Annotated in this window: 20 protein-coding genes; 6 read left to right on the top strand and 14 right to left on the bottom strand. The window is 54.2% G+C overall.

What is annotated here, in order from left to right:
• Position 1: 1 nt before the first annotated feature.
• The 9 genes from Q0796_RS10065 to murJ form a co-directional block, all read right to left on the bottom strand.
• Entirely contained in the window at positions 2 to 445 is a 444-nt protein-coding gene (locus tag Q0796_RS10065; protein ID WP_298442521.1) for a PilX N-terminal domain-containing pilus assembly protein, read from the bottom strand.
• Positions 445 to 1,416, bottom strand: coding sequence for a PilW family protein (locus Q0796_RS10060; RefSeq protein ID WP_298442519.1), 972 nt, complete (start codon positions 1,414 to 1,416; stop codon positions 445 to 447). Before Q0796_RS10060 ends, Q0796_RS10065 begins: the two co-directional genes overlap by 1 nt.
• A complete protein-coding gene (gene pilV / locus Q0796_RS10055; RefSeq protein ID WP_298442516.1) occupies positions 1,413 to 1,967 on the bottom strand; it encodes a type IV pilus modification protein PilV in 555 nt (184 codons plus the stop codon). The genes Q0796_RS10060 and pilV overlap by 4 nt, the downstream gene beginning before the upstream one ends.
• Before the next feature lie 162 nt (positions 1,968 to 2,129).
• Positions 2,130 to 3,059, bottom strand: a complete 930-nt coding sequence (gene ispH / locus Q0796_RS10050) for a 4-hydroxy-3-methylbut-2-enyl diphosphate reductase (RefSeq protein ID WP_298442513.1) — start codon at positions 3,057 to 3,059, stop codon at positions 2,130 to 2,132.
• On the bottom strand, positions 3,056 to 3,508 hold the full coding sequence (gene fkpB / locus Q0796_RS10045; protein WP_298442510.1) for an FKBP-type peptidyl-prolyl cis-trans isomerase: 453 nt from the start codon (positions 3,506 to 3,508) through the stop codon (positions 3,056 to 3,058). The genes ispH and fkpB overlap by 4 nt, the downstream gene beginning before the upstream one ends.
• Entirely contained in the window at positions 3,505 to 4,029 is a 525-nt protein-coding gene (lspA, locus tag Q0796_RS10040) for a signal peptidase II (RefSeq protein ID WP_298442507.1), read from the bottom strand. The genes fkpB and lspA overlap by 4 nt, the downstream gene beginning before the upstream one ends.
• Positions 4,022 to 6,826 carry an isoleucine--tRNA ligase gene (gene ileS / locus Q0796_RS10035; RefSeq protein ID WP_298442505.1) on the bottom strand — a complete coding sequence of 935 codons (2,805 nt, stop codon included), beginning with the start codon at positions 6,824 to 6,826 and terminating at the stop codon, positions 4,022 to 4,024. Before ileS ends, lspA begins: the two co-directional genes overlap by 8 nt.
• Before the next feature lie 23 nt (positions 6,827 to 6,849).
• Positions 6,850 to 7,791: a bifunctional riboflavin kinase/FAD synthetase gene (gene ribF / locus Q0796_RS10030; RefSeq protein WP_298442503.1), complete on the bottom strand. Its 942-nt coding sequence runs from the start codon at positions 7,789 to 7,791 to the stop codon at positions 6,850 to 6,852.
• Between the two features lie 137 nt (positions 7,792 to 7,928).
• Complete coding sequence (gene murJ, locus Q0796_RS10025) at positions 7,929 to 9,482, bottom strand: murein biosynthesis integral membrane protein MurJ (RefSeq protein ID WP_298442501.1); 1,554 nt, start codon at positions 9,480 to 9,482, stop codon at positions 7,929 to 7,931.
• A 275-nt stretch (positions 9,483 to 9,757) separates the two neighbouring features.
• On the opposite strand from murJ, the gene rpsT reads away from it, so the two are divergent.
• Positions 9,758 to 10,018 carry a 30S ribosomal protein S20 gene (rpsT, locus tag Q0796_RS10020; protein ID WP_298442498.1) on the top strand — a complete coding sequence of 87 codons (261 nt, stop codon included), beginning with the start codon at positions 9,758 to 9,760 and terminating at the stop codon, positions 10,016 to 10,018.
• A gap of 171 nt (positions 10,019 to 10,189) precedes the next feature.
• Positions 10,190 to 11,581, top strand: coding sequence for a M20/M25/M40 family metallo-hydrolase (locus Q0796_RS10015; protein WP_298442496.1), 1,392 nt, complete (start codon positions 10,190 to 10,192; stop codon positions 11,579 to 11,581).
• 109 nt (positions 11,582 to 11,690) lie between these two features.
• On the opposite strand, the gene yaaA is transcribed toward Q0796_RS10015, so the two are convergent.
• Positions 11,691 to 12,467 (bottom strand): peroxide stress protein YaaA, encoded by a 777-nt coding sequence (yaaA, locus tag Q0796_RS10010; protein ID WP_298442494.1) that lies wholly within the window; start codon positions 12,465 to 12,467, stop codon positions 11,691 to 11,693.
• Positions 12,468 to 12,572: 105 nt separating this feature from the next.
• Positions 12,573 to 14,006, bottom strand: coding sequence for an alanine/glycine:cation symporter family protein (locus tag Q0796_RS10005; RefSeq protein WP_298442491.1), 1,434 nt, complete (start codon positions 14,004 to 14,006; stop codon positions 12,573 to 12,575).
• A gap of 619 nt (positions 14,007 to 14,625) precedes the next feature.
• Here Q0796_RS10005 and tal point away from each other — a divergent pair.
• The 3 genes from tal (at position 14,626) to Q0796_RS09990 (ending at position 17,577) form a co-directional block, all read left to right on the top strand.
• Positions 14,626 to 15,582: a transaldolase gene (tal, locus tag Q0796_RS10000; protein ID WP_298442488.1), complete on the top strand. Its 957-nt coding sequence runs from the start codon at positions 14,626 to 14,628 to the stop codon at positions 15,580 to 15,582.
• A 62-nt stretch (positions 15,583 to 15,644) separates the two neighbouring features.
• Positions 15,645 to 17,288, top strand: coding sequence for a glucose-6-phosphate isomerase (pgi, locus tag Q0796_RS09995; RefSeq protein ID WP_298442485.1), 1,644 nt, complete (start codon positions 15,645 to 15,647; stop codon positions 17,286 to 17,288).
• Positions 17,289 to 17,391: 103 nt separating this feature from the next.
• Positions 17,392 to 17,577, top strand: a complete 186-nt coding sequence (locus Q0796_RS09990) for a DUF3545 family protein (protein WP_298442483.1) — start codon at positions 17,392 to 17,394, stop codon at positions 17,575 to 17,577.
• Between the two features lie 116 nt (positions 17,578 to 17,693).
• On the opposite strand, the gene Q0796_RS09985 is transcribed toward Q0796_RS09990, so the two are convergent.
• Both Q0796_RS09985 and ung read right to left on the bottom strand, forming a co-directional pair.
• Complete coding sequence (locus Q0796_RS09985) at positions 17,694 to 18,230, bottom strand: hemerythrin domain-containing protein (protein WP_298442480.1); 537 nt, start codon at positions 18,228 to 18,230, stop codon at positions 17,694 to 17,696.
• 73 nt (positions 18,231 to 18,303) lie between these two features.
• Positions 18,304 to 18,966: a uracil-DNA glycosylase gene (ung, locus tag Q0796_RS09980; RefSeq protein ID WP_298442478.1), complete on the bottom strand. Its 663-nt coding sequence runs from the start codon at positions 18,964 to 18,966 to the stop codon at positions 18,304 to 18,306.
• A 102-nt stretch (positions 18,967 to 19,068) separates the two neighbouring features.
• Between ung and nfo the strand changes: the two genes are divergently transcribed.
• Complete coding sequence (nfo, locus tag Q0796_RS09975; RefSeq protein ID WP_298442475.1) at positions 19,069 to 19,914, top strand: deoxyribonuclease IV; 846 nt, start codon at positions 19,069 to 19,071, stop codon at positions 19,912 to 19,914.
• Positions 19,915 to 20,035: 121 nt separating this feature from the next.
• Here the strand turns inward: nfo and Q0796_RS09970 are convergent, their stop codons facing one another.
• Complete coding sequence (locus Q0796_RS09970) at positions 20,036 to 20,743, bottom strand: DUF481 domain-containing protein (protein WP_298442472.1); 708 nt, start codon at positions 20,741 to 20,743, stop codon at positions 20,036 to 20,038.
• Positions 20,744 to 21,129 lie beyond the last annotated feature (386 nt).

Genomic DNA, 21,129 nt, shown 5'->3' with positions numbered 1-21,129 from the left:
CCTATCCCCCTCCCATTTTTAATACCGGCTGCTCTACGCCCGCGGTTACCGACAGATTACCGCGATGATTGCGACCAAAACGGATTGTGCTTTCCACATCGCTTTGGCGACAGTTAATCACCCCGCTCGCGGTGGCATTACGAGCTCGACGACAACTGCTTTCAATAATAAACACCACGTCGTTATTCACTCCCAACGTGCCATCAACCACAGTCGTAGTATCCGAGTTGGTAATGAGCACACTGGTACCGCGAGCAAGTCGCTGCCCTTCGACAAAATTCTCTTGGCCGCCGTTCGCCAATTGCAACGCTTCATCCCGCGCCATGCTGGCCACCGCCAACTGGCTGCTGCTGCGGCTATTTTGCGCCAGTGACACGGCCACTAACGTAAGGATCAGCAACAACAAAATGCTGGCCACCAAGGCAATGCCTCGTTGCTGTTTCATCAGCCTTTCCTCGCCGTTAGGATCGGATTACGCATCATCACCGTGGCACTCAGCAAGCGGCGCCGATGCTTATCCGCGGCAATCACTTTATTGGCGTCTGGCATCTGGAAGGTGGTGCTACCCGAGGGGTTCATGCTGCTGTCTTCAGTGGCACTGCGCAGCAAAATGTTGATGCGTACCGCGACAATGCGGTTATCGCCAACCTGATCCCAGATGTTATTGGTCACCTCACGTGCGGTCAGATAACTGTCCACAAAGGAATCCCCATCGGCATCTAGCCCAAACTGGTATTTGATCTCTTCCACCCCTTCAACCAACTCTTCAGCGGCGCCCATAAGATCGGCAGTATTGAGACTGCGGCGAAACAAACTGGGCACCCCAGCATCGTTATTCGCCACGTAATACACTCGATGTTGATACTGCCAGATCCGGCCGCTGGTCATGGCAGGCGTAGCCCCGCTACCAGCATAAAAGCGCCCTTGGGTGAGGTTATTGATAAAGTAATAGCGATCGCTTTCTTCATCGCCTGCGGCTTGTTGAGGCCCGAGTAGGCGTTTGATTTGCAACACATCAGAACCGCCACGATTGCCACTCAAACAGCTGATTTTGGGGCCATGCCCTTCGGTGTAAGCCCAAAGTGTACGGAAATGGCCAATGTTGTTGGGGAAGGTACGGTTATTGGGCCCCGCGCCATTGCAATCGATGCCCGCAATGGCGGGTAAAGGCAACAAATTAACCCCAGGGATGAGATCCAATCCGGTTAAATCGGCAAAAAAGCCCGCTTGGCTTAGATCATCTTGCAGCATCCGTAGCGCCATCCGCGCGCTGTCTTGGATCTGGTTTTGTTGACCGGTGGACTGCACACTGGACGCAGACATGGTAAAGATCGCGTACGAACCGCCCAGCACAAACAGTCCCACCACCATCGCGATCATCAATTCGGCTATGGTTAGCCCTTGTTGTGTTTTCATGGGCGATTCAATATCACGGTATTAAGCACGACTTGGCGGCGATGGCTGTTGCTCTGGCCGCAGGTTTTGGCATTGGCACTGTGGTTGCTGGCCCCGTCACTGCTGGCCACCAATCCCCGCCACGACACCACCACTTCCACCACAATGCCGGTAACAAAAATACAGCCCACAATGCCAGCCGGGGCGCCAATGTTGGTGCTGCCCCGCTGCTCGGCACTGCCCAAGAGCATCTGTTCCCAGTGGAAACGATCCCACTGCAGTAACTCGTTATCACTGCAATTATTGATGACACCAGCAGACAGTTTGCATGGGGTAGTTGGTACGGGTTGGCTGCCCGCGCCGAAATTGGTTCCGGCGTAGTTGGCCAGCTGGGTAGGATTAAGGCGCATGCGATCAATCACATCCGTGGCCATTACGCTGGCATTACTGTAATTGAATGATTCAAAGCTGCTGCGTTTGGCTTGAGTGTGCAGCTGAAACACCCCCAATAACCCCACGGTGGTTACGATGGCAGCCACCATCACTTCAATCAATGTAAAGCCATGCTGCATGCCCCTCACAGCAGTGGCAGACAGCTTCCTGTGCCCCAACATCCGTACCGCTCCCTAATTGCCCAAAAGGCAGTACAGAATATAGTCAACGGGGCTCTATTGCGGATCGACAGGCCCAAAAAAACGCCGCCCTAAGGCAGCGCTTTTAAATAAAACAGTGGCTTACTTTAACTCAGCCGGCACATGGAAAATCACGTTTTCCTCAACTCCGCTGGCTTCCTCCACCGCATCAACGCCGTGAGCTTTAAGGGTATCGATCACCCCTTGCACCAACACCTCTGGCGCCGACGCGCCAGCGGTAACGCCAATTCGGCTAACGCCTTCAAACCATTGGGGATCAACGTCGTTGGCACCATCGATCAAATAGGCTTTGCTGCCGCACTTGATGGCGACATCACGCAAACGGTTAGAGTTCGAGGAGTTCTTCGATCCCACCACCAGCACCAAATCACTTTGAGCGGCCAGCGCGCGCACCGCATCTTGTCGATTTTGGGTGGCGTAACAGATGTCGTCTTTGCGTGGCCCTTCTACCGACGGAAAACGCGCTCGCAGCGCATCAATCACTGCCGCGGTATCGTCCATTGATAATGTGGTTTGGGTAACAAAGGTCAGGTTGGTTTCGTCTTTCACCTGCATCTTCGCCACATCTTGCGGCGATTCGATCAGGTAGATGCCACCCTCGGCGTTGTCGTATTGGCCCATGGTGCCTTCCACCTCGGGGTGACCAGCATGACCAATCAACACGCACTCAATCCCTTTGCGGCTGGCGCGAGTTACCTGCATGTGCACTTTGGTCACCAGCGGACAAGTGGCATCAAACACCTTCAAGCCACGCTGTTTGGCTTCGCCGCGCACGGTTTGCGATACCCCGTGCGCTGAAAAGATCACAATGCTGTTGTCTGGCACTTCGCTCAGTTCATCAACAAACACCGCGCCACGGTTACGCAGGCCGTCAACCACGTAGCGGTTATGCACCACTTCATGGCGTACGTAGATCGGCTTTTCAAACAGCTCCAGTGCCCGCTCAACAATGGTGATGGCGCGATCAACGCCAGCACAAAAACCGCGGGGATTGGCCATCAGGACCTTCATTGTGCCTCCTTGGCAACGACGTCCAAAATCTCCACATCAAACAGCACCGTTTGCCCAGCCAGTGGGTGGTTAAAATCCACCGTTACTGAATCGCCCACCACGTCGCGGATCACGCCGGGGTATTGATTTCCATCCGGCGCGGTAAACGCCATGATGGTGCCGTTAGTCAGATCCGCATCCGCAGCAAACTGAGTGCGATCCATGTGCTGCATGTTGTCTGGGTTCGGTTGGCCAAAGGCGTCTTCTGGCGGCAAGCTAAAGCGCTTTTTATCGCCCTTTGCTAAGCCCATCAACGCCTTTTCCATGCCAGCACTTAAGCTGCCGTCACCCAAGGTTAACCGTGCGGGCTTACCGTGAGCTCGGGTGCTATCGGCCACACTGCCATCGGGCAGCTCAACGTTAAAGTGCATAAATACGTGGGCATTAAGCCCGACTACCAGTTCGCTCACTTAGCCTCCTTCGATGGCTTAGGTTGCAGCATCGAATCTAAAATCATTAGGGCAGCACCAATGCAGATGGCGGTATCGGCGATGTTAAACGCTGGCCAATGCCAATTGCCCACGTAAAAGTCGATAAAGTCGATCACATAGCCATAAGCTAGGCGATCTATCATGTTACCAATGGCACCACTGATGATCAGCGCATAGCTGATGTTAATCATCTTTTTCTGTTTGTTTTCGGCGCGCATCATCAGGGTAAGTGCGACGGTCACAATCAACGCAAACACCGCAAAACCCCAACGCTGCCAACCACCGGCATCGGCTAAAAAGCTGAATGCGGCACCGGGGTTATGCACGTAGGTTAGGTTGAGCGACGGCAAAAACGGCAAGCGCACGCCGTACTCAAAGCTGGCCGCCACATACAACTTAGTGGCTTGATCGACCAGCAATGCAACCACTGCCAGCCATAACCAAGAGCAACCACTGCGCGTCCATTGCGCGGGGCGATTAGCCCAGGCTTCCTTAAGCATATGTACGAGCTTCCCCAGCGCCATCAATGTTGGTCACACAGCGACCACAGATGGTTTCGTGACCCGCGTGGCTGCCCACGTCTTCGCGGTGGTTCCAGCAGCGCTCACATTTCTCCGCTTCGGTCTTAACCAGCTTAACCTTTAAGCCTTCCAGCTCGGTTTCTTCTGCATCAGCACCGTCAGCCAGATCCAGCACGCGGATGTTGGACGTGATCAGCGCAAAGCGTAATTCGTCACCCAGTTGCTCCAACAGCGCTTTCAGCTCGCCATTGGCGTACAGAGTTACGTCCGCGCCCAAACGGTTTTTAATGCCGTCTTTCTTCGCCGCTTCCAAAGACTTGTTCAGCACCGCTAACACATCAACCAGTTGCTGCCATTGGCCGTCGCTCAAGATGGCGTCGTCGGCCATTGGGGCTAAGCCGTCGTACCACACTTGGGTAAAGACAAACTGCTCACGCTCACCCGGCAGTTGCTGCCAGATCTCATCGGCGGTAAAGCTTAAGATTGGTGCCATCCAGCGCACCATCGCTTCCGAGATCAAGTACAGCGCGCTTTGACAAGAACGACGCGCAACGCTGTCGCCTTTGGCGGTGTACTGACGATCTTTGATGATGTCCAGATAGAAGCTACCCAGTTCAACCGAGCAGAAGTGCATCAGCTTCTGAGTAACCTGATGGAAGTTGTATTGATCGTACGCGGTTACAATCTCTTGCTGCAGGCTGTGAGCACGGGCCACAATCCAGCGGTCCACGGCCACCATATCAGCCAGCTCAACCATATCGGTGGCTGGGTTGAAGCCATTCATGTTGGCCAGTAAGAAACGAGAGGTGTTACGAATGCGGCGATACGCATCTGCCGAGCGCTTGAGGATCTCGTCAGAAACGGTCATCTCGCCGGAGTAATCGGTAGAGGCCACCCACAAACGCAGGATGTCGGCACCCAGCTTGTTCACCACATGCTGTGGGCTCATCACGTTGCCGATAGACTTCGACATCTTGCGGCCTTTACCATCCACAGTGAAACCGTGGGTCAGCACTTGGCGGTACGGGGCTTTGTTCTTCATCGCGGTAGAGGAGATCAAGCTCGACATGAACCAGCCACGGTGTTGATCCGAGCCTTCTAAGTACAGATCCGCCGGCTGGCCTTTAAACTCGTCACGGGCATCCACCACACTGTGGTGTGACACGCCAGAATCAAACCACACATCCAAGGTGTCTTGCACCTTATCGTAGTTGGCGGCGTCGTCGCCCAGTAGCTCACTGGCATCCAGATCCCACCACGCTTGGATCCCTTGCTCTTCCACCAGCTTGGCCACTTGCTCCATCAGTTCGATGGTGCGTGGGTGCAGCTCTTGAGTCTCTTTATGGGTAAACAGAGCAATTGGTACGCCCCAAGTACGCTGACGCGAGATACACCAATCTGGGCGACCAGCCACCATGCTGTCGATGCGCGCTTGGCCCCAATCAGGCAACCACTGCACTTTTTCAATCTCTTCCCGTGAACGCTGACGCAAACCCGCTTGATCCATCGAGATAAACCACTGCGGCGTAGCGCGGAAGATGATTGGCGTTTTGTGGCGCCAGCAATGCGGGTAGCTGTGCAGGATATTTTCCATGTGCAGCAAGGCGCCGCGCTCTTGCAGTACCGCAATCACGTTGTCGTTGGCTTTGAATACGTGCTGGCCAGCAAACAGTTCGGTATCGGGCAGATAAACGCCGTTGTTACCCACCGGGTTGGCCACTTCCAAATCGTACTGCTTACCAACGATGAAATCGTCTTGGCCGTGGCCCGGTGCGGTGTGAACGCAACCGGTACCGGATTCGGTCGTAACGTGCTCGCCCAAGATGGCCGGAACGGTAAAGTCGTAGAAAGGGTGCTTGAACTGCAGCAGCTCTAACGCTTGGCCCTGACAGTAACCCAGCTCTTTAAAGCTTTCGATGCCGGCGCGCTGCATTACTGAGTTAACCAAATCGGCGGCTAAGATCAGGCGCTCGCCGTCCAGCTGCACTAACGCATACTGCACTTCAGCGTGCAGCGAAATGGCGCGGTTGGCTGGTAAGGTCCACGGGGTGGTGGTCCAGATCACGGCGCTGATTGGGCCGGTGCCCGCCTCGCCATCAAATTTAGCCGCAACCGCCGCGTCGTCTGCAGCCGCAAACTTAACGTCGATGGCTGGGGATTTCTTATCTTCGTATTCCACTTCGGCTTCAGCCAAGGCAGAGCCACAATCGGTACACCAATGCACTGGCTTCGCGCCTTTGTGCAGGTGGCCATTGTCGATGATTTTTGACAGCGAACGAATGATGTTGGCTTCGGTGCCAAAATCCATGGTCAGGTATGGCTTATCCCATTCACCCAACACGCCCAAGCGGATGAAGTCGGCTTTCTGACCTTCCACTTGCACCTTGGCGTACTCGCGACACTTCTGACGAAACTCCGCTGCAGACACCTTATGGCCCGGCTTGCCGACTTTGCCTTCGACCTTCAATTCAATTGGCAGACCGTGACAATCCCAGCCCGGCACGTATGGCGCATCAAAGCCCGCCATGGTTTTGGACTTGATGATGATGTCTTTCAGGATCTTATTCACTGAGTGACCGATATGAATGTCGCCGTTCGCGTACGGAGGACCATCGTGCAGAATAAACGGCTTGGCGCCCTGACGACTGGCACGGATCGCTTTGTACAGCGCCTTCTCGTCCCAGTTTTTCAACATTTCCGGCTCCCGGTTGGCCAAGTTGCCACGCATCGGGAAATCTGTTTCCGGTAAGTTCAGAGTTGTTTTGTAATCAACCATTTAGGGCTTCACCATCAAGGAGTTCAAACTAAGTATTCAGGTGCAGACAAACGAGCTTTTGCTTCGATAACGTCTGCGCTTATTTGGGCTTTCAGCGCATCAAGCGACTCAAAGCGTTGTTCATCTCGCAGCCAACTGATCAGCTGGATCTGCAACTGCTGCCCATAAATGTCAGCAGCAAAATCAAAAATATGTACTTCTAAACGGCAATTTTCACCGTGCACCGTGGGGCGTTTGCCCACGTTGGCCACGCCATCGCGCACGCTGCCATCGGCAAAGCGTACCTTGACCGCGTACACCCCACTTACCGGCACCACCTTGCGTCTTAAAGGCAAGTTGGCAGTAGGAAAGTTGAGGGTGCGCCCCAGCTTGTCGCCATGGGCTACGCGGCCACTGATCTGATATGGGTAACCCAGCATCTGCTCAGCACCGCTCAGATCCCCCTGCGCCAACGCTTGTCGGATCAAGGTGCTGGAGATCCGTGCCGCCCCCAGCAAACAGCTGGCGGTGTCTTGCACGGTAAAGCCGTGGCGTGCACCAGCTTGTTGCAGCATGGCGTAGTTGCCCTGCCGCGCTTTACCAAAGCAAAAGTCGTCGCCCACCACGAGGTGACGCACCCCGAGCTGCTTCACCAACAGCTGCTCAACGAAGCGCTGGGCTTCAAAGTCGGCAAACTTTTGGTTAAAACGGATGCACAGCACCCGATCAATCCCCAACTGCGCCAAACGGCTCAGTTTATCGCGCAACAAGCTTAATCTTGCTGGCGCGTTATCGCCGGCAAAATACTCTTGCGGTTGCGGATCAAACAGCAGCACCGTTGCGGGCACCTGATGCTGTTTTGCCATCTCAACCACTCGGGCAATAACCGCCGCGTGGCCTTGGTGTACCCCATCAAAGTTACCAATGGTTAATACACAGCCGTGATGTTTTGGGGTGAGGTTGTGGATCCCTCGCACTAACTCCATAGGGTGCAGCTTGTCTTTTGCTTCGAAAATCGCCGGATTATACCCCAGCTTAGGGGCAATACCAATGGACGGCCGCGCCGTAGGCGGCGAACTGGCACGGCCATTGGCTGCATCATCCCAGTCCGGTCGAATTTAACTCAAGCCGCACGCAGATGCCGCGGGCGCAGCCCTAACAGCAGCAAGCTGGCCAGATAGGTGGCTACGCCAGCACCAATGTAGGTAAAGAGCCACAAGCTGCGCTCGGCTAGGCCCCAAGCTAACCACACCGCTTCGGCTGGGGATAGCCACCACACCGTAGTGGCCATCACTGCCCCGGCCACCACCATTTTGCCAATTAAGCGCCCACTTTGCTGGCTGACTTGATACACCCGCTGCTGCACTAAACCGCGGTACAGCAGCCCAGCGTTTAAGGTGGCCGATGCCGCCGTTGCCAACGCTAAGCCAACGTAGCCAAAGGGGATCGCCAGAGCGACGTTAAAGCCCATGTTGGCCACCATCGCAATGATGCCGTAGCGCACCGGAGTTTTGGTGTCTTGGCGGGCGTAATAACCCGGCGCTAACACCTTCACCAACATAAAGCTTAATAAGCCTGAGGCGTACGCTAATAGGCTCATGGCCGCCATTTGGCTGTCTGCCACGGAGAAGGCGCCGCGCATGAATAGCACCATCAGCATCGGCTGCGCTAACACCATCAATCCCAACATCGCCGGAATGCCCACCAGCAATACGCTGCGTACGCCCCAATCCATGGTGCGGGCAAACTGCTTCGGATCGGCCGCGGCTTGATTGCGCGACAACGCCGGTAGGATCACCGTTGCGATGGCAATCCCAAACAGACCCAGAGGAAACTCCAACAAGCGATCCGAGTAATAAAGCCAACTGATGGAGCCGGTCATCAAGAAGCTGGCAATTAAAGTATCAAATAACAGGTTGATCTGGCTGACCGACACCCCAAACATGGCTGGGATCATCAAGGTACGAATTTTCTTTACCCCAGGATCATGCCAACCCCATTGCGGCCGCACCAACATCTTATTGCGGTATAGAAAGGGGATCTGAAACAGAAACTGAATGAGTCCGCCTAAGAATACCCCCCACGCCAGCGCCAATTCCGGTTGTGCCAGCTGCGGCGCCAACCACAAGGCACAGGCAATGATGGCCACGTTTAAAAAGACCGGGGTAAACGCCGCCACCGCAAAACGGCCAAGGGTATTCAAAATCGCCCCCGACAACGCCGTTAAGGTGATAAACCATAAATAGGGGAAGGTGATCTTCAGCATCAGGGCCGCAAGGGTAAATTTCTCCCCGCCGGGGGCGTCATTCAGCCAATCAATAAACCAACCGGTACCAAACAGGGCGGCAATCACTGGCGAGCCGATCACCCCCAGCAGGGTCACAACGGTAATAATGGTGCCTAAGGTGCCGCTGACTTTCGCCACCAACTGCCGCACCTGATCGGGCTTATCGTGCTGGTATTCGCTCAGCACTGGTACAAACGCTTGGGCAAACGCCCCTTCGGCAAACAGCCGACGCAGAAAGTTGGGGATTTTATTGGCCAGGAAAAAGACATCCGCCGCCGCCCCGGCCCCCATTAAATTGGCCACCACCACATCACGCACTAATCCCAGCACGCGAGAGATCAGGGTCATCGCACTGACAATAAGGCCAGAACGCACTAATTTTTTACTCAACAGGAATACTCAACTTGGATAGAGGGGCATAATTGACGCTTTATTCGCCAATGGCGCAATAGTCAGCAAAAAAAATCCACGACCACTGTCACCGTGGCAGGAATGCTGCTAGAATTTCGCACCATCTTAAACCGTAGGGTTGTGGAAGGCCAAAATTGGTTTCTGGACCAATATATTGGCGTTATTTTGCCCGTCGTCATTGACATTAACGAGCGAAATGAGTAAATTCGCGACCCTTGTAAAATCCAGATCGTACCGTTTTTAGGAGTTCGCACTTGGCTAACATCAAGTCTGCTAAGAAGCGTGCCATCCAAGCTGAAAAGCGTCGTCAACACAACGCTTCTCGTCGCTCCATGATGCGCACCCTGACCAAAAAAGTTGTAGCTGCAATCGCCTCTGGTGACAAAGCTGCTGCTACCGAAGCTTTCACTGCCGCCCAGCCTATCCTGGATCGCATGGCCACCAAAGGCCTGATCCACAAGAATAAAGCTGCTCGTCATAAGAGCCGTCTGGCTGCTCAAATCAAAGCTCTGTAATACAGAACTTTGAGCAGAAAGCTTTAAAAACCGACCTTAGGGTCGGTTTTTTTATGCCTGTAATTCAGCCCTGCCACCTGCTGTTACATAAAGCCCGCCACCGCCTCTTAGCTTCACCCCAAGATCTGCTAAAGTAGCCCGCTTACGGATAACTCACTTTGCAGGGATTTTATGCAACGCGCCATTCTCGCCCTTTCACTCGTTAGTGCTGCCGCACTGGCCAACCCCTTTTCTAACGCCACCTTAGATGCCGCCGCCCAGCTGCAGCAGCAAGCGATGCAGTCCAGTGCCGCTTATCAAATTGTGGAAGATCTCACCACCGAAATTGGCCCGCGCCTACCGGGCACCGCCGCAGACATGCGTGCCGTGCAGTGGGCTCAAGCCCGCTTTAAAGCGATGGGGTTTGATAAGGTGTATATCGAGCCTGTGCAAGTGCCCCATTGGGAGCGTCGTGCCATCAGTGCTCAGGTAACCCAACCTTACCCCCAAGCCTTGGTGATCACCGCCTTAGGCAATTCCGTGGGCACGCCAGAATCCGGCATTACCGCACCGATTGTGCGTTTTGCCACCTTGGCGGATCTGGAAGCCGCACCGGCGGGGTCATTAACCGGCAAGTTGGCGTTTATTGATCACCAGATGGAGCGTTCTCGCGATGGCCGAGGTTATGGCCCAGTGGTTAAGGCACGCAGCAAAGGCGCGTCCATTGCCGCCAGCAAAGGGGCCGTTGGCCTGCTGCTGCGCTCCGTAGGCACCGACAGCCACCGTTTTGCCCACACGGGGGTGATGCGTTACGCCAAAGGGATTGCCAAGGTGCCTGCCGTCACCCTGTCGGCACCGGATGCGGATCAGTTGACTCGCATGCTACAGCGCGACAGCCATGTTGAGCTCAGCATGAACATTCAAACTGAATCTTTCAGCCCTAAAACGTCGTACAACGTGATTGGTGAGATCACCGGCAGCAGCAAAGCCGACGAGATCGTCTTAATTGGTGCCCACCTTGATTCGTGGGATGAAGGCACCGGCGCCCTAGACGATGGTGCCGGAGTTGGCATTGTTGTGGGGGCTGCCCAGCAGATCATCGATGCCAAGCTGAAGCCGCAGCGTACCATCCGTGTGGCGCTCTTTGCCGCAGAAGAGATTGGCCTCGTGGGCGCCAAAGCGTACCGCGATGCCCATAAGGGGGAATTGGATAAGCACTACATCGCCGCCGAAGCTGACTTTGGCGCTGGCCCCATCTACGCCATTCACAGCCGCGTTGGTGAACACGCCCTTAGCGACTTTAATGCCATGGCTAAGCAACTGGAATCCTTAGGCGTTAAGCGGGGCAACAACAACAGCTGGGGTGGCCCAGACATGTCGGTATTGCCCCCGCTGGGGGTGCCCGTCGCCGGTTTGGCCTTAGACGGGACTGATTACTTTGATTACCACCACACCCCCGATGACACCCTCGACAAGATCCCGCCCGCGGCGATTCAGCAGTCCTCGGCGGTCTACACCGTGTTCACCTGGTTAATGGCTAACGCCAACAGCAACTTACGGCCAATCCCACTGCCAAAATCTTAATCCTGAATTAAGCCATCAATAAAAATGCCCCCTCAACCATTGAGGGGGCATTTTTGATGGCGCCACTGCCATGAAGTCGGTGCTAACGCCAGCTTATTACTGCCACGGGTTAGCGCTGTTCATCCCGCAGGAACACTAAGCTGTCTGCCGTGGATTGCTCAGCACAAAAGTAGTAACCGTCGTAGTTAAACGCTTCCAGATCCTGCGGCTGCTGCGGCTGCTGTTCGATCATAAAGCGCGCCATCAGGCCACGGGCTTTCTTGGCGTAGAAGCTAATGATTTTGTACTGACCATTCTTTTGATCTTTAAACACTGGGGTGATCACCCGCGCGTCCAGCAGCTTCGGCTTTACCACTTTAAAGTATTCATTGGATGCCAAGTTCACCACCACCTGATCCCCCTGCTCGGCCACCGCGGCGGTTAACGCCTCGGTGATCTGGCGGCCCCAAAACTGATACAGATCCTTACCCCGCTCATTGCCCAGTTTGGTGCCCATCTCTAAGCGATAGGGTTGGATCAGATCCAGTGGCTGCAACAGCCCATATAACCCAGAGAGGATCCGCAGATGTTGCTGCGCGTATTGCAGCTGCGCTTCGCTTAAGCTGGCCGCATCTAAACCGGTGTAGACATCGCCGTTAAACGCCAGCACCGCCTGTTTGGCGTTGTCTGGGGTAAATGGTGTGTGCCAATCCGCAAAGCGAGCCGCATTGAGCCCCGCCAACTTATCCGACAGCTTCATCAGTGACGCCAGATCCGCTGGGGTTAACTGACGGCAAGTGTCCATCAACTCTTCGGCCTCAGCCAGCAAGGCTGGTTGAGTGTGCACCGCCATATGGGCTGGTGTGTCAAAGTCTAAATTTTTCGCCGGAGAGATAACCGCCAACATAATCGCATTCCAAATCCGCTGTAAGTGGAGCCAATATACCATCGACCAGACACAAAAAAACCACGCCATTTGGCGTGGTTTTTCGATTGGGATTATCGGCGAAGCTTAGTGCTTTTCGTCGTCAAACCAGTTGTTACAAGCCAGTTGATCTTTCAAGCGCGCAATGCGGCTTGGATCAAACGCTGGGGTTTTGCCCGCGTGCAACTGAACTTCGTAATCTTTAATCACCGCGTAGGCCACTTTCGACAGCAAGATGATGGCAATCAAGTTCACCAACGCCATCAAGCCCATTGATACGTCAGCGAAGTTCCATACCATCTGCAGCGACGCCATCGAACCGATCAGCACCATCAGCAGCACCAACAAGCGGAACACCAGCAATGTTGGCTTGCTCTTGGTCAGGAACAGAATGTTGCTTTCTGCGTAGCTGTAGTTCGCAATGATGGAGCTAAAGCAGAACAGCACGATAGCAAACGACAAGAAGTACGCCGCCCAGCTGCCCAACTCGTTGGTTAGCGCCAACTGCAGCAAACCAATGCCCTTCTGACCTTCAGAAGCATCCAGCACGCCGGACAGCAAGATGATGGCCGCAGACGCAGTACAGATAACAATGGTATCAACAAAGACGCCGATCATCTGTACGAAGCCCTGAGACGCAGGGTGGTTCGGGTTTGGCGTTGCGGAAGCCGCAATGTTTGCCGCCGAGCCCATGCCCGCTTCGTTGGAGAACAAACCACGAGCCACACCCGCCATGATGGCACCTAAGGCGCCGCCTGCTGCTTGTTCAAAGCCAAAGGCACTCTTAACGATTAAGGCAATGGCCGCGGGTACGTCAGCGATGTTCAGCACCAGTACCACCATCGCAATGCCCAAGTACAGCACTGCCATTACCGGCACAATCAGTTCAGATACTTTCGCGACCTTCTTCAGGCCGCCCATGATCACATACGCCGTCACCAGCATGATCACCACCCCAACGATGCTCTTATCCAGCTCGAAAGCGTTATGCAGTGCATCGGTAATGGTGTTGGCTTGCACCGAGTTAAAGGCAAAACCGAAAGCGATGATCAGCAAGATAGAGAACAGCGACCCCATCCAGCGCTTACCTAAGCCTTGCTCGATGTAGTAAGCCGGACCACCACGGTACTGGCCATCTTCGCCGCGTACCTTGTAAACCTGAGCCAAAGTCGACTCAACAAAGGCGGTTGCCATGCCCAACATGGCGATCAGCCACATCCAGAAGATGGCGCCTGGGCCACCGGCGGTAATCGCAACGGCAACACCGGCCATGTTACCGGTACCCACTCGCGCCGCCATTGAGGTACAAAATACCTGGAACGAGGAGATGCCATCGGTCTTGTTGCGACCCTGACGTACCAAACGCACACCATGACCAAACAGGCGAAACTGGATAAAGCCCAAACGCACGGTGAACAGGATGCCAGCAGCAACCAATACGTAAATAAGTAGCTTGCCCCAAAGTAGGCCGTTGGCGAAGCCGATGGCCGTGTTTAAAGCAGCAGAGATAGTTTCAATCATATTAAGTTCTTCTTGAGGGCACCAAAAGAGCCTGCTACGCATTCTCATACGGGCAGTTCCAGCGGTGACTAACAGTAAACTTCCATTACAAACTGTGGGCCAGTTCAGGCCAGTTATCAGCCTTATTGTCGCTAAATTGTTATGTTTCGAAGCGCGTTTGCCGCGTTCCTGTACTGATAACGAGGCGGCACAGTAACACACAAAATTTCCGACCACAGGTGACGAAGATCACACCGAATCATCTACGCTACCTCGCCGCAACCGAAAATACACCAAAACCCCACCACTTTAACTAAAATGCAAAATTAACGCGGGTAATATGTGCGTTTTTTACTGGCTTGCGTCGGTCTATTTCTGTGCAAAAACCACTCAATTTAACTAGGCCACCCAATTGAACCGAATATCTGCGTGTTTTTCATGCCACAAATGTGGCTTTTTTTGTTGTTTCCTTTCATAAAAGTTGAACAGATGTAGGCCAAAACCCATCTTATATGGCAGCTTTCCACACTGTTGGTAATTAATTTACGCAAGTGGTTGGCAAATTGAGGCAAATCACCTTTAATGATCAGATTAACCCGAAGCGGGGTCTCGCACCCCTTTGCAGTATGGAAAACTCCCGATGGCCAACGCATTAGAGCAATTAAAAGCATTCACCACCATTGTTGCCGATACCGGCGACATTGAAGCGATCCGTCGCTACATGCCGGAAGACGCAACCACCAACCCATCGCTGATCCTCAAGGCATCGCAGATCCCTGAATACGACCGCCTGATCGCCGATGCAGTGGCCTATGCCCAAGCTCAAAGCAACGATGCCGCCACGCAACTGGAAGACGCCGCCGACAAACTGGCGGTGAACATCGGTTTAGAGATCCTGAAACTGGTACCAGGCCGCATCTCGACAGAAGTAGACGCGCGTCTGTCGTTCGACACCCAAGCCTCGGTCACCAAAGCACGCAAGCTAATGCGTATGTATCAAGAAGCCGGTGTTGGTCCAGAACGCATTCTGATCAAACTGGCTTCCACTTGGGAAGGGATCCGCGCGGCCGAGCAATTAGAGCAAGAAGGGATCAGCTGTAACCTGACTTTGCTGTTCAGCTTTGCCCAAGCCCGCGCTTGTGCCGAAGCCGACGTTTACCTTATCTCTCCGTTTGTTGGCCGCATCTTGGATTGGTACAAGAAAGCCACGGGTGACGAGTACAGCGCCGAAACCGATCCGGGTGTGGTTTCCGTTGCCGCGATCTACCAATACTACAAGCAGCACGGCTACAACACGGTCGTGATGGGCGCTTCGTTCCGTAACACCGGTGAGATCCTGCAACTGGCCGGTTGCGATCGCCTGACCATTGGGCCAAACCTGTTGGCCGATTTGGAAGCCAGCGACGTTAAAGTAGAGCGCGTATTGGCTTACAACGGCGAAGTGCAAAGCCGCCCAGCCCCAATGTCTGAAAACCAGTTCCGCTGGGAGATGAACCAAGACGCCATGGCCACCGAGAAACTGGCCGAAGGGATCCGTAACTTCGCTATCGATCAAGACAAATTGGAAACCATGCTGCGCGACCGCCTAGGTTTATAAGCACACACACCTCTTAGTCAGCCCGAGCTTATGCTCGGGCTCATTGTTTGGGAATACAGAACATGACCACACTGACTCAACTTCCGGCTTGGCAACAACTGCAACAGCAACGCGACAGCTACCAAGAGTTCTCGCTGCGGGCGAGCTTCGCCGCCGATCCAGAGCGCGCTCAGCGCATGTCCATTAAAGCCGCCGCACTGAAATTAGACTTCTCTAAAAACCTGCTGACCGACGACACCCTGTCCGCGTTGTGCCAACTGGCACGCGAAGCGGGTTTAGAGCAGTTGCGCGATGGCATGTTCAATGGCGACATCATTAACAACACCGAAGGTCGTGCCGTGCTGCACACCGCGCTGCGTAACAGCCAGCGCACTGAAATCAATGACGGCGACAACAACGTGGTGCCAGAGGTGAACGCCACGCTCGCCAAGATGAAGCAGTTTGTGGCTGACGTGCATGGCGGCGTGCTAACCGGCCACACCGGCAAAGCCTTTACCGACGTCATCGCCATCGGCATCGGCGGCTCCTTCTTAGGCCCGAAAGTGGCCACCGAAGCACTGCGCCCATACGCCAAAGATGGCCTGAAGCTGCACTTTGTTGCCAACGTTGACGGCACCGCCTTAGCGGAGAAGCTCAAGCGCGTGAATGTCGAAACCACCTTAGTGCTGATGTCCTCCAAATCGTTTTCGACCCAAGAGACCATCGCCAATACCGTCAGCGCCCGCGATCACTTTATCGCCAACGGCGTGCCGCAAAGCGCCATTGGCGATCACTTCGTGGCGATCAGCTCAAACGTGCCTGCCGCAGTAGAGTTTGGCATGAAGGCGGAAAACGTGTTCCCAATGTGGGATTGGGTTGGCGGCCGCTATTCCCTGTGGTCGGCCATTGGTCTGCCTATCGCATTGGCTGTCGGCTTTGATCACTTTGAGCAACTGCTGCGCGGCGCCGAAGCGATGGATAAACACTTCTGTGAAGCACCACTAGAGCAGAACATGCCCGCGGTAATGGGGCTGTTGTCGTTGTGGTACAGCAACTTCTTTGGCACCCAAAGCCAAGTGCTGCTGAGCTACGATCATTACCTGCGTGGCCTGCCGGCTTACGTGCAGCAGTTGGATATGGAAAGCAACGGCAAAAGCGTTGATAAAGACGGCAACCCGTTTGATTACCAAACGGGCCCAGTGATCTGGGGTGGCGAAGGCACCAACGGTCAACACGCTTACCATCAGCTGATCCACCAAGGCACCGCCATTATCCCTGCGGATTTCATCATGCCACTGCAAAGCCATAACCCCATTGGCAAGCATCACAACATGTTGGCCGCCAACTGCTTCGCGCAGGCGCAAGCGTTGATGCAAGGCAAAACCTTTGCTGAAGCCAAGGCCGAATTGGCAGGCAAAAACCTGGATGAAGCCAGCTTGGATCGCTTAGCCAGCCACAAGGTGATGCCGGGCAACCGCCCTAGCAATACCTTATTAATGGATAAGTTGACGCCGTTCACGTTAGGCGCATTAGTGGCCTTATATGAGCATCGTACCTTCGTACAGGGCGCCTTGTGGGGGATCAACTCCTTCGATCAGTGGGGCGTTGAACTGGGTAAGGTGCTTGGTGACGCGGTTTTAGCTGAAATTGAAGCCGAAACCCAGCCAAACAAACTGGACGCGTCAACCAATGCGTTGGTTGCAAGCCTGCGTCAAGGTTCAATCTAAACGTTTCCAAGAACAGTTCATTTTGTAACAAAGATGTTGCAAGATCTCTCCCGTGCGTGATATATCCGTAAGTGATTACAGGACATAGCAACAGGGGGAAGTTATGGAACGACTGGATTACGGTTCGCCGACTGGTAGCGTAGTAGAGAAACCCACCCGCTCGCGTGGCAGTAAAAAGCGTAAGTGGCGTGAGATCGAAGCAATTAAAGAACGTGCTCGTTTACGCAAAGAGTTGGAAGGGATCGATTTCTGCTTCGACTTAGAAGAAGAGTTGTTGGAGGAGGATTAACCTCTCCTGCTAATCGTCATTAACAGCGCTCTGGTTGCCTGACCATTAACGCTGTTACTGGCAACAAAAACGCCTCGCATTGCGAGGCGTTTTTTTATGTGAACTATCTTGGCGCGTTAAGCTTCGGCTAAGTACGCACGCAGATCTTCATAGTCGCGTTCACTGCTATTAAACAGCGGATCGCTTTGAATTTTATGCGCTATCTCGGATTGCAGCTGTTGCCAATCTTGCTCATCCAGTGCTGCGCTGATCTTCGGCAGCAGCACCGTATCTTCAAACTGCAAATGCTGACGCTGCATGGTTAACAGCAGCTGCAGATCCTTAATCAGCCGTTGCCGTGGTACCACCTGATCGCTCAGGATCATGTTTAAAGTATCTAAAATCGCATTGGTGGCGTCGGCTAAGGCCAGGTGATCATGGCCTAAGCGGTGGATCTCTCCCTCGGACTGACCGGTCTTATCCAGATAAAACTGGTAGAGAATGTCTTCCATGGGATGGTGGCATTGATCGGCATAGCGGTGCAGGTAGTCCACCACATCGCGCAACATCGTCATCTGGATAGCACCGCCTTGCTGCAACCGCTCAATCTTGCGTTCAAGCAGATCCAACAGCGTTGAGATATGACGATGATCGGTATCAATTCGAGCTAGCATTACGCCTCCATTTGCTCGTCACGAGCGTTACTCAAACAGTGCCGGATCCGCGTCCCAACCGCTATGATCCGTATCAAACTTGCCAATCAATCGGTTGCTGTTGTTGCTCGACTAACCACTGGTTGGCTTGTGAAAAGTGACCGCAGCCGAAAAAGCCACGGTAGGCCGACAACGGCGACGGATGCGGCCCCGCCAGCACCAAGTGCTTATCGCGGTTAATGTTCTTGCCCTTTTTCTGGGCGTGGCTGCCCCATAACATAAACACCACCCCATCGCAGTGTTGATCGATCTGGGCAATCACCGCATCGGTGTAACGCTCCCATCCTATTTTAGCGTGTGAATGGGCTTGGCCTTGCTCAACCGTTAACACCGTGTTCAGCAGCAGTACCCCCTGCTGTGCCCAGCCATGCAGATCGCCGTGGTTCGGTGTCACAAAATCGGCAATGTCGGTGCTCAACTCCTTATAGATGTTGACCAACGAAGGCGGCACTTTTATCCCGGCTCCGACCGAAAAACTCAATCCGTGGGCCTGATTGGCGCCGTGGTATGGATCTTGCCCAAGAATAACCACTTTCACTTGCTGCAGTGGGGTTTGCTCAAACGCGGCAAACACCTGCGCCTGTGGCGGGTAGATCACCTGCCCTTGGGCTCGCCATTGTTGCAGTTGAGTGATCATTTGAGAAAAGTAGGGTTGCTGTTGCTCAGCTTGCAACAACGACTGCCAGCTTTTAACCATAGGAGTGCGCTCCGAAAAAATCGATGACGCTAGAGTACCGAATCCATTTGCCTAGGCAAGCCAGCCACCGTAGCATCGCCGAGTTAATACAAAGGAGACGTCATGCGATACATCGGAGCTCACGTTAGCGCCAGTGGCGGCGTAGAAAACGCCCCCGTTAATGCCCACAACCTCGGTGCAAACGCCTTTGCCCTGTTTACCAAAAATCAGCGCCGCTGGCAGGCCAAACCGTTAACGGCGGATAACATCCGTAAATTTAAGCAGCGGTGCCAGCAATATGGCTTCCTGCCAGAGCAGATCCTGCCCCACGACAGCTACCTGATTAACTTGGGTCACCCCGAAGCTGAGCCCTTACAGCGCTCCCGCGATGCCTTTGTCGACGAGATGCAGCGCTGTGAACAGCTGGGGCTAACCTTGCTGAACTTCCACCCTGGCAGCCACCTGAAGCAGATCTCAGAGCAAGACTGCTTGGCGCGCATCGCCGAATCGATCAATTTGGCCTTGGATGCCACCCGTGGGGTGAGCGCCATTATCGAGAACACCGCCGGTCAGGGCTCCAACCTTGGCCACCGCTTTGAGCACCTTGCAGCCATCATCGAGCAAGTTGAGGACAAATCCCGAGTGGGGGTGTGCTTAGACACCTGCCACACCTTTGCCGCGGGTTACGATCTGTCGAGCTTTGAGGCCGCCGCCAGCAGCTTTGAGCAGTTCGATAACATCGTTGGCTTTGATTACCTAAAAGCGATGCACCTGAACGGCAGCAAGTCCACCTTAGGCAGCCGCGTAGACCGCCACCACAGCCTGCACCAAGGGGAGCTGGGCACAGAACTGTTCGCGTTCTTGATGACTCACCACGCTACCCTCGGCATTCCGCTGGTATTAGAAACCATCGATGACACCCTGTGGGCGGATGAGATCAACTGGCTGCGCGGCTTGCAGCAAAGCTGAGCAACCGTTACTTGATGCACAGCCATGAAAAAGGGCAGCGAAACGCTGCCCTTTTCGGTTGTGGGCTTGTTCAACAGGCCCATGCCGCTGCACCACCTAAGTGGCGGTTGGCTGCTGCTCCTTAAAACTTGTACAGCAAGGTGGCGGCTAAGATGGTGTCGGTGCTGTCGGTGCCCGCCACCGGATCGCTGTTGTGATCCACGTTATAAGACAGTTTCATCGCCAATTCGCCAATCAAATTGGCCGCAACCGAGGTTTCGCTTTTGGTGATGGTGGCGCCATCAAAAGCAACGTCCGAACGCAGCACCTGCTTAAATTCGGCGTTGTCTGAAAACTGCCACCAAAACTCACCAAAGACTCGCATCATCGCATCGGATTCGTCGTCGGCATTCGGGCTTACGTCCTCATCTACTTTTTTGTAGGTGTAACCAGGGCCAATCTCCGCTTTTAAGGTCATGGTGTCTTGCTGGATAATGCGCTGACCATAACCGGCAGCGGCATTCACTTGGTAATCGTAGCCGCTAAACTTATCCACCTCGCCCCCCAAGGCCGCGAAGAAGTAGTGCTTTCCCTCGGCAGGATAATCCGTTTGCGCTTCGGCAAGGTATTTTTCCGCCGCACGTTCGCCGTCGTCTTCGCTGTACAGCGCTTCTAACTTATAGCTGTTGCTCCAGTCGCCCAGCTTATGCTTGCTGTTGTACTTGGCGAGGATATTGGTGCTGTCGGTGTTGCCACTGATTAAGGTCGCGCCCAATTCCGCTTCTGCACTGTAGTCGGCCATTGCGGCTGCTGGCGTCAGCAACAACGCGGCGATAAAGGTCCGTTTCATATTATCTCTCCATGAATCAATCTACTGACGGTTTGGCGCGCATTCTTACAAATCCCAACCGTAAATGCAGCATTTACCACAAAAAGTTAACAATCCAGCCGTATTGATAAAATGGCGCAGACTCGCCGCGGCAATCCTCTGCACCGGCGCGCTCGTTAGCCGCCCTTTGGCGTAAGCTGCACGCCCCCGCATGACAACCGATTCGACCAGGCTGTGGCCACACTAATCACGACAGCAATCACGACAGCACAAATTCGTTCAATGACGGCGGCGGTGAGTCCACGGACAAAAGCGGCGGCCATAAAAAAAGCTGTGTATTAGTTAACTGTTGGCGTTGCTGCGCGGTAGCTATTGTCGCCTGCGGCGAGCTTCGATGGCACTGCTTT

Origin of the sequence: uncultured Ferrimonas sp. (genome assembly GCF_947489035.1) — a bacterium.
Lineage (GTDB): Bacteria > Pseudomonadota > Gammaproteobacteria > Enterobacterales > Shewanellaceae > Ferrimonas.
The sequence above is the reverse complement of the archived record's forward strand: the minus strand, read 5'-3'. Positions and strand labels throughout refer to the sequence as shown.

What these genes read in the sequence shown, in the direction of transcription:
- ispH (WP_298442513.1), bottom strand. Translation starts at nt 3,059, where the DNA reads ATGAAGGTCCTGATGGCCAATCCCCGCGGTTTTTGTGCTGGCGTTGAT.
- tal (WP_298442488.1), top strand. Translation starts at nt 14,626, where the DNA reads ATGGCCAACGCATTAGAGCAATTAAAAGCATTCACCACCATTGTTGCC.
- Q0796_RS10005 (WP_298442491.1), bottom strand. Translation starts at nt 14,006, where the DNA reads ATGATTGAAACTATCTCTGCTGCTTTAAACACGGCCATCGGCTTCGCC.
- nfo (WP_298442475.1), top strand. Translation starts at nt 19,069, where the DNA reads ATGCGATACATCGGAGCTCACGTTAGCGCCAGTGGCGGCGTAGAAAAC.
- ribF (WP_298442503.1), bottom strand. Translation starts at nt 7,791, where the DNA reads ATGGAGTTAGTGCGAGGGATCCACAACCTCACCCCAAAACATCACGGC.
- yaaA (WP_298442494.1), bottom strand. Translation starts at nt 12,467, where the DNA reads ATGTTGGCGGTTATCTCTCCGGCGAAAAATTTAGACTTTGACACACCA.
- pilV (WP_298442516.1), bottom strand. Translation starts at nt 1,967, where the DNA reads ATGCAGCATGGCTTTACATTGATTGAAGTGATGGTGGCTGCCATCGTA.
- pgi (WP_298442485.1), top strand. Translation starts at nt 15,645, where the DNA reads ATGACCACACTGACTCAACTTCCGGCTTGGCAACAACTGCAACAGCAA.
- ung (WP_298442478.1), bottom strand. Translation starts at nt 18,966, where the DNA reads ATGGTTAAAAGCTGGCAGTCGTTGTTGCAAGCTGAGCAACAGCAACCC.
- ileS (WP_298442505.1), bottom strand. Translation starts at nt 6,826, where the DNA reads ATGGTTGATTACAAAACAACTCTGAACTTACCGGAAACAGATTTCCCG.
- lspA (WP_298442507.1), bottom strand. Translation starts at nt 4,029, where the DNA reads ATGCTTAAGGAAGCCTGGGCTAATCGCCCCGCGCAATGGACGCGCAGT.
- Q0796_RS09970 (WP_298442472.1), bottom strand. Translation starts at nt 20,743, where the DNA reads ATGAAACGGACCTTTATCGCCGCGTTGTTGCTGACGCCAGCAGCCGCA.
- Q0796_RS09990 (WP_298442483.1), top strand. Translation starts at nt 17,392, where the DNA reads ATGGAACGACTGGATTACGGTTCGCCGACTGGTAGCGTAGTAGAGAAA.
- Q0796_RS10065 (WP_298442521.1), bottom strand. Translation starts at nt 445, where the DNA reads ATGAAACAGCAACGAGGCATTGCCTTGGTGGCCAGCATTTTGTTGTTG.
- Q0796_RS09985 (WP_298442480.1), bottom strand. Translation starts at nt 18,230, where the DNA reads ATGCTAGCTCGAATTGATACCGATCATCGTCATATCTCAACGCTGTTG.
- Q0796_RS10060 (WP_298442519.1), bottom strand. Translation starts at nt 1,416, where the DNA reads ATGAAAACACAACAAGGGCTAACCATAGCCGAATTGATGATCGCGATG.
- Q0796_RS10015 (WP_298442496.1), top strand. Translation starts at nt 10,190, where the DNA reads ATGCAACGCGCCATTCTCGCCCTTTCACTCGTTAGTGCTGCCGCACTG.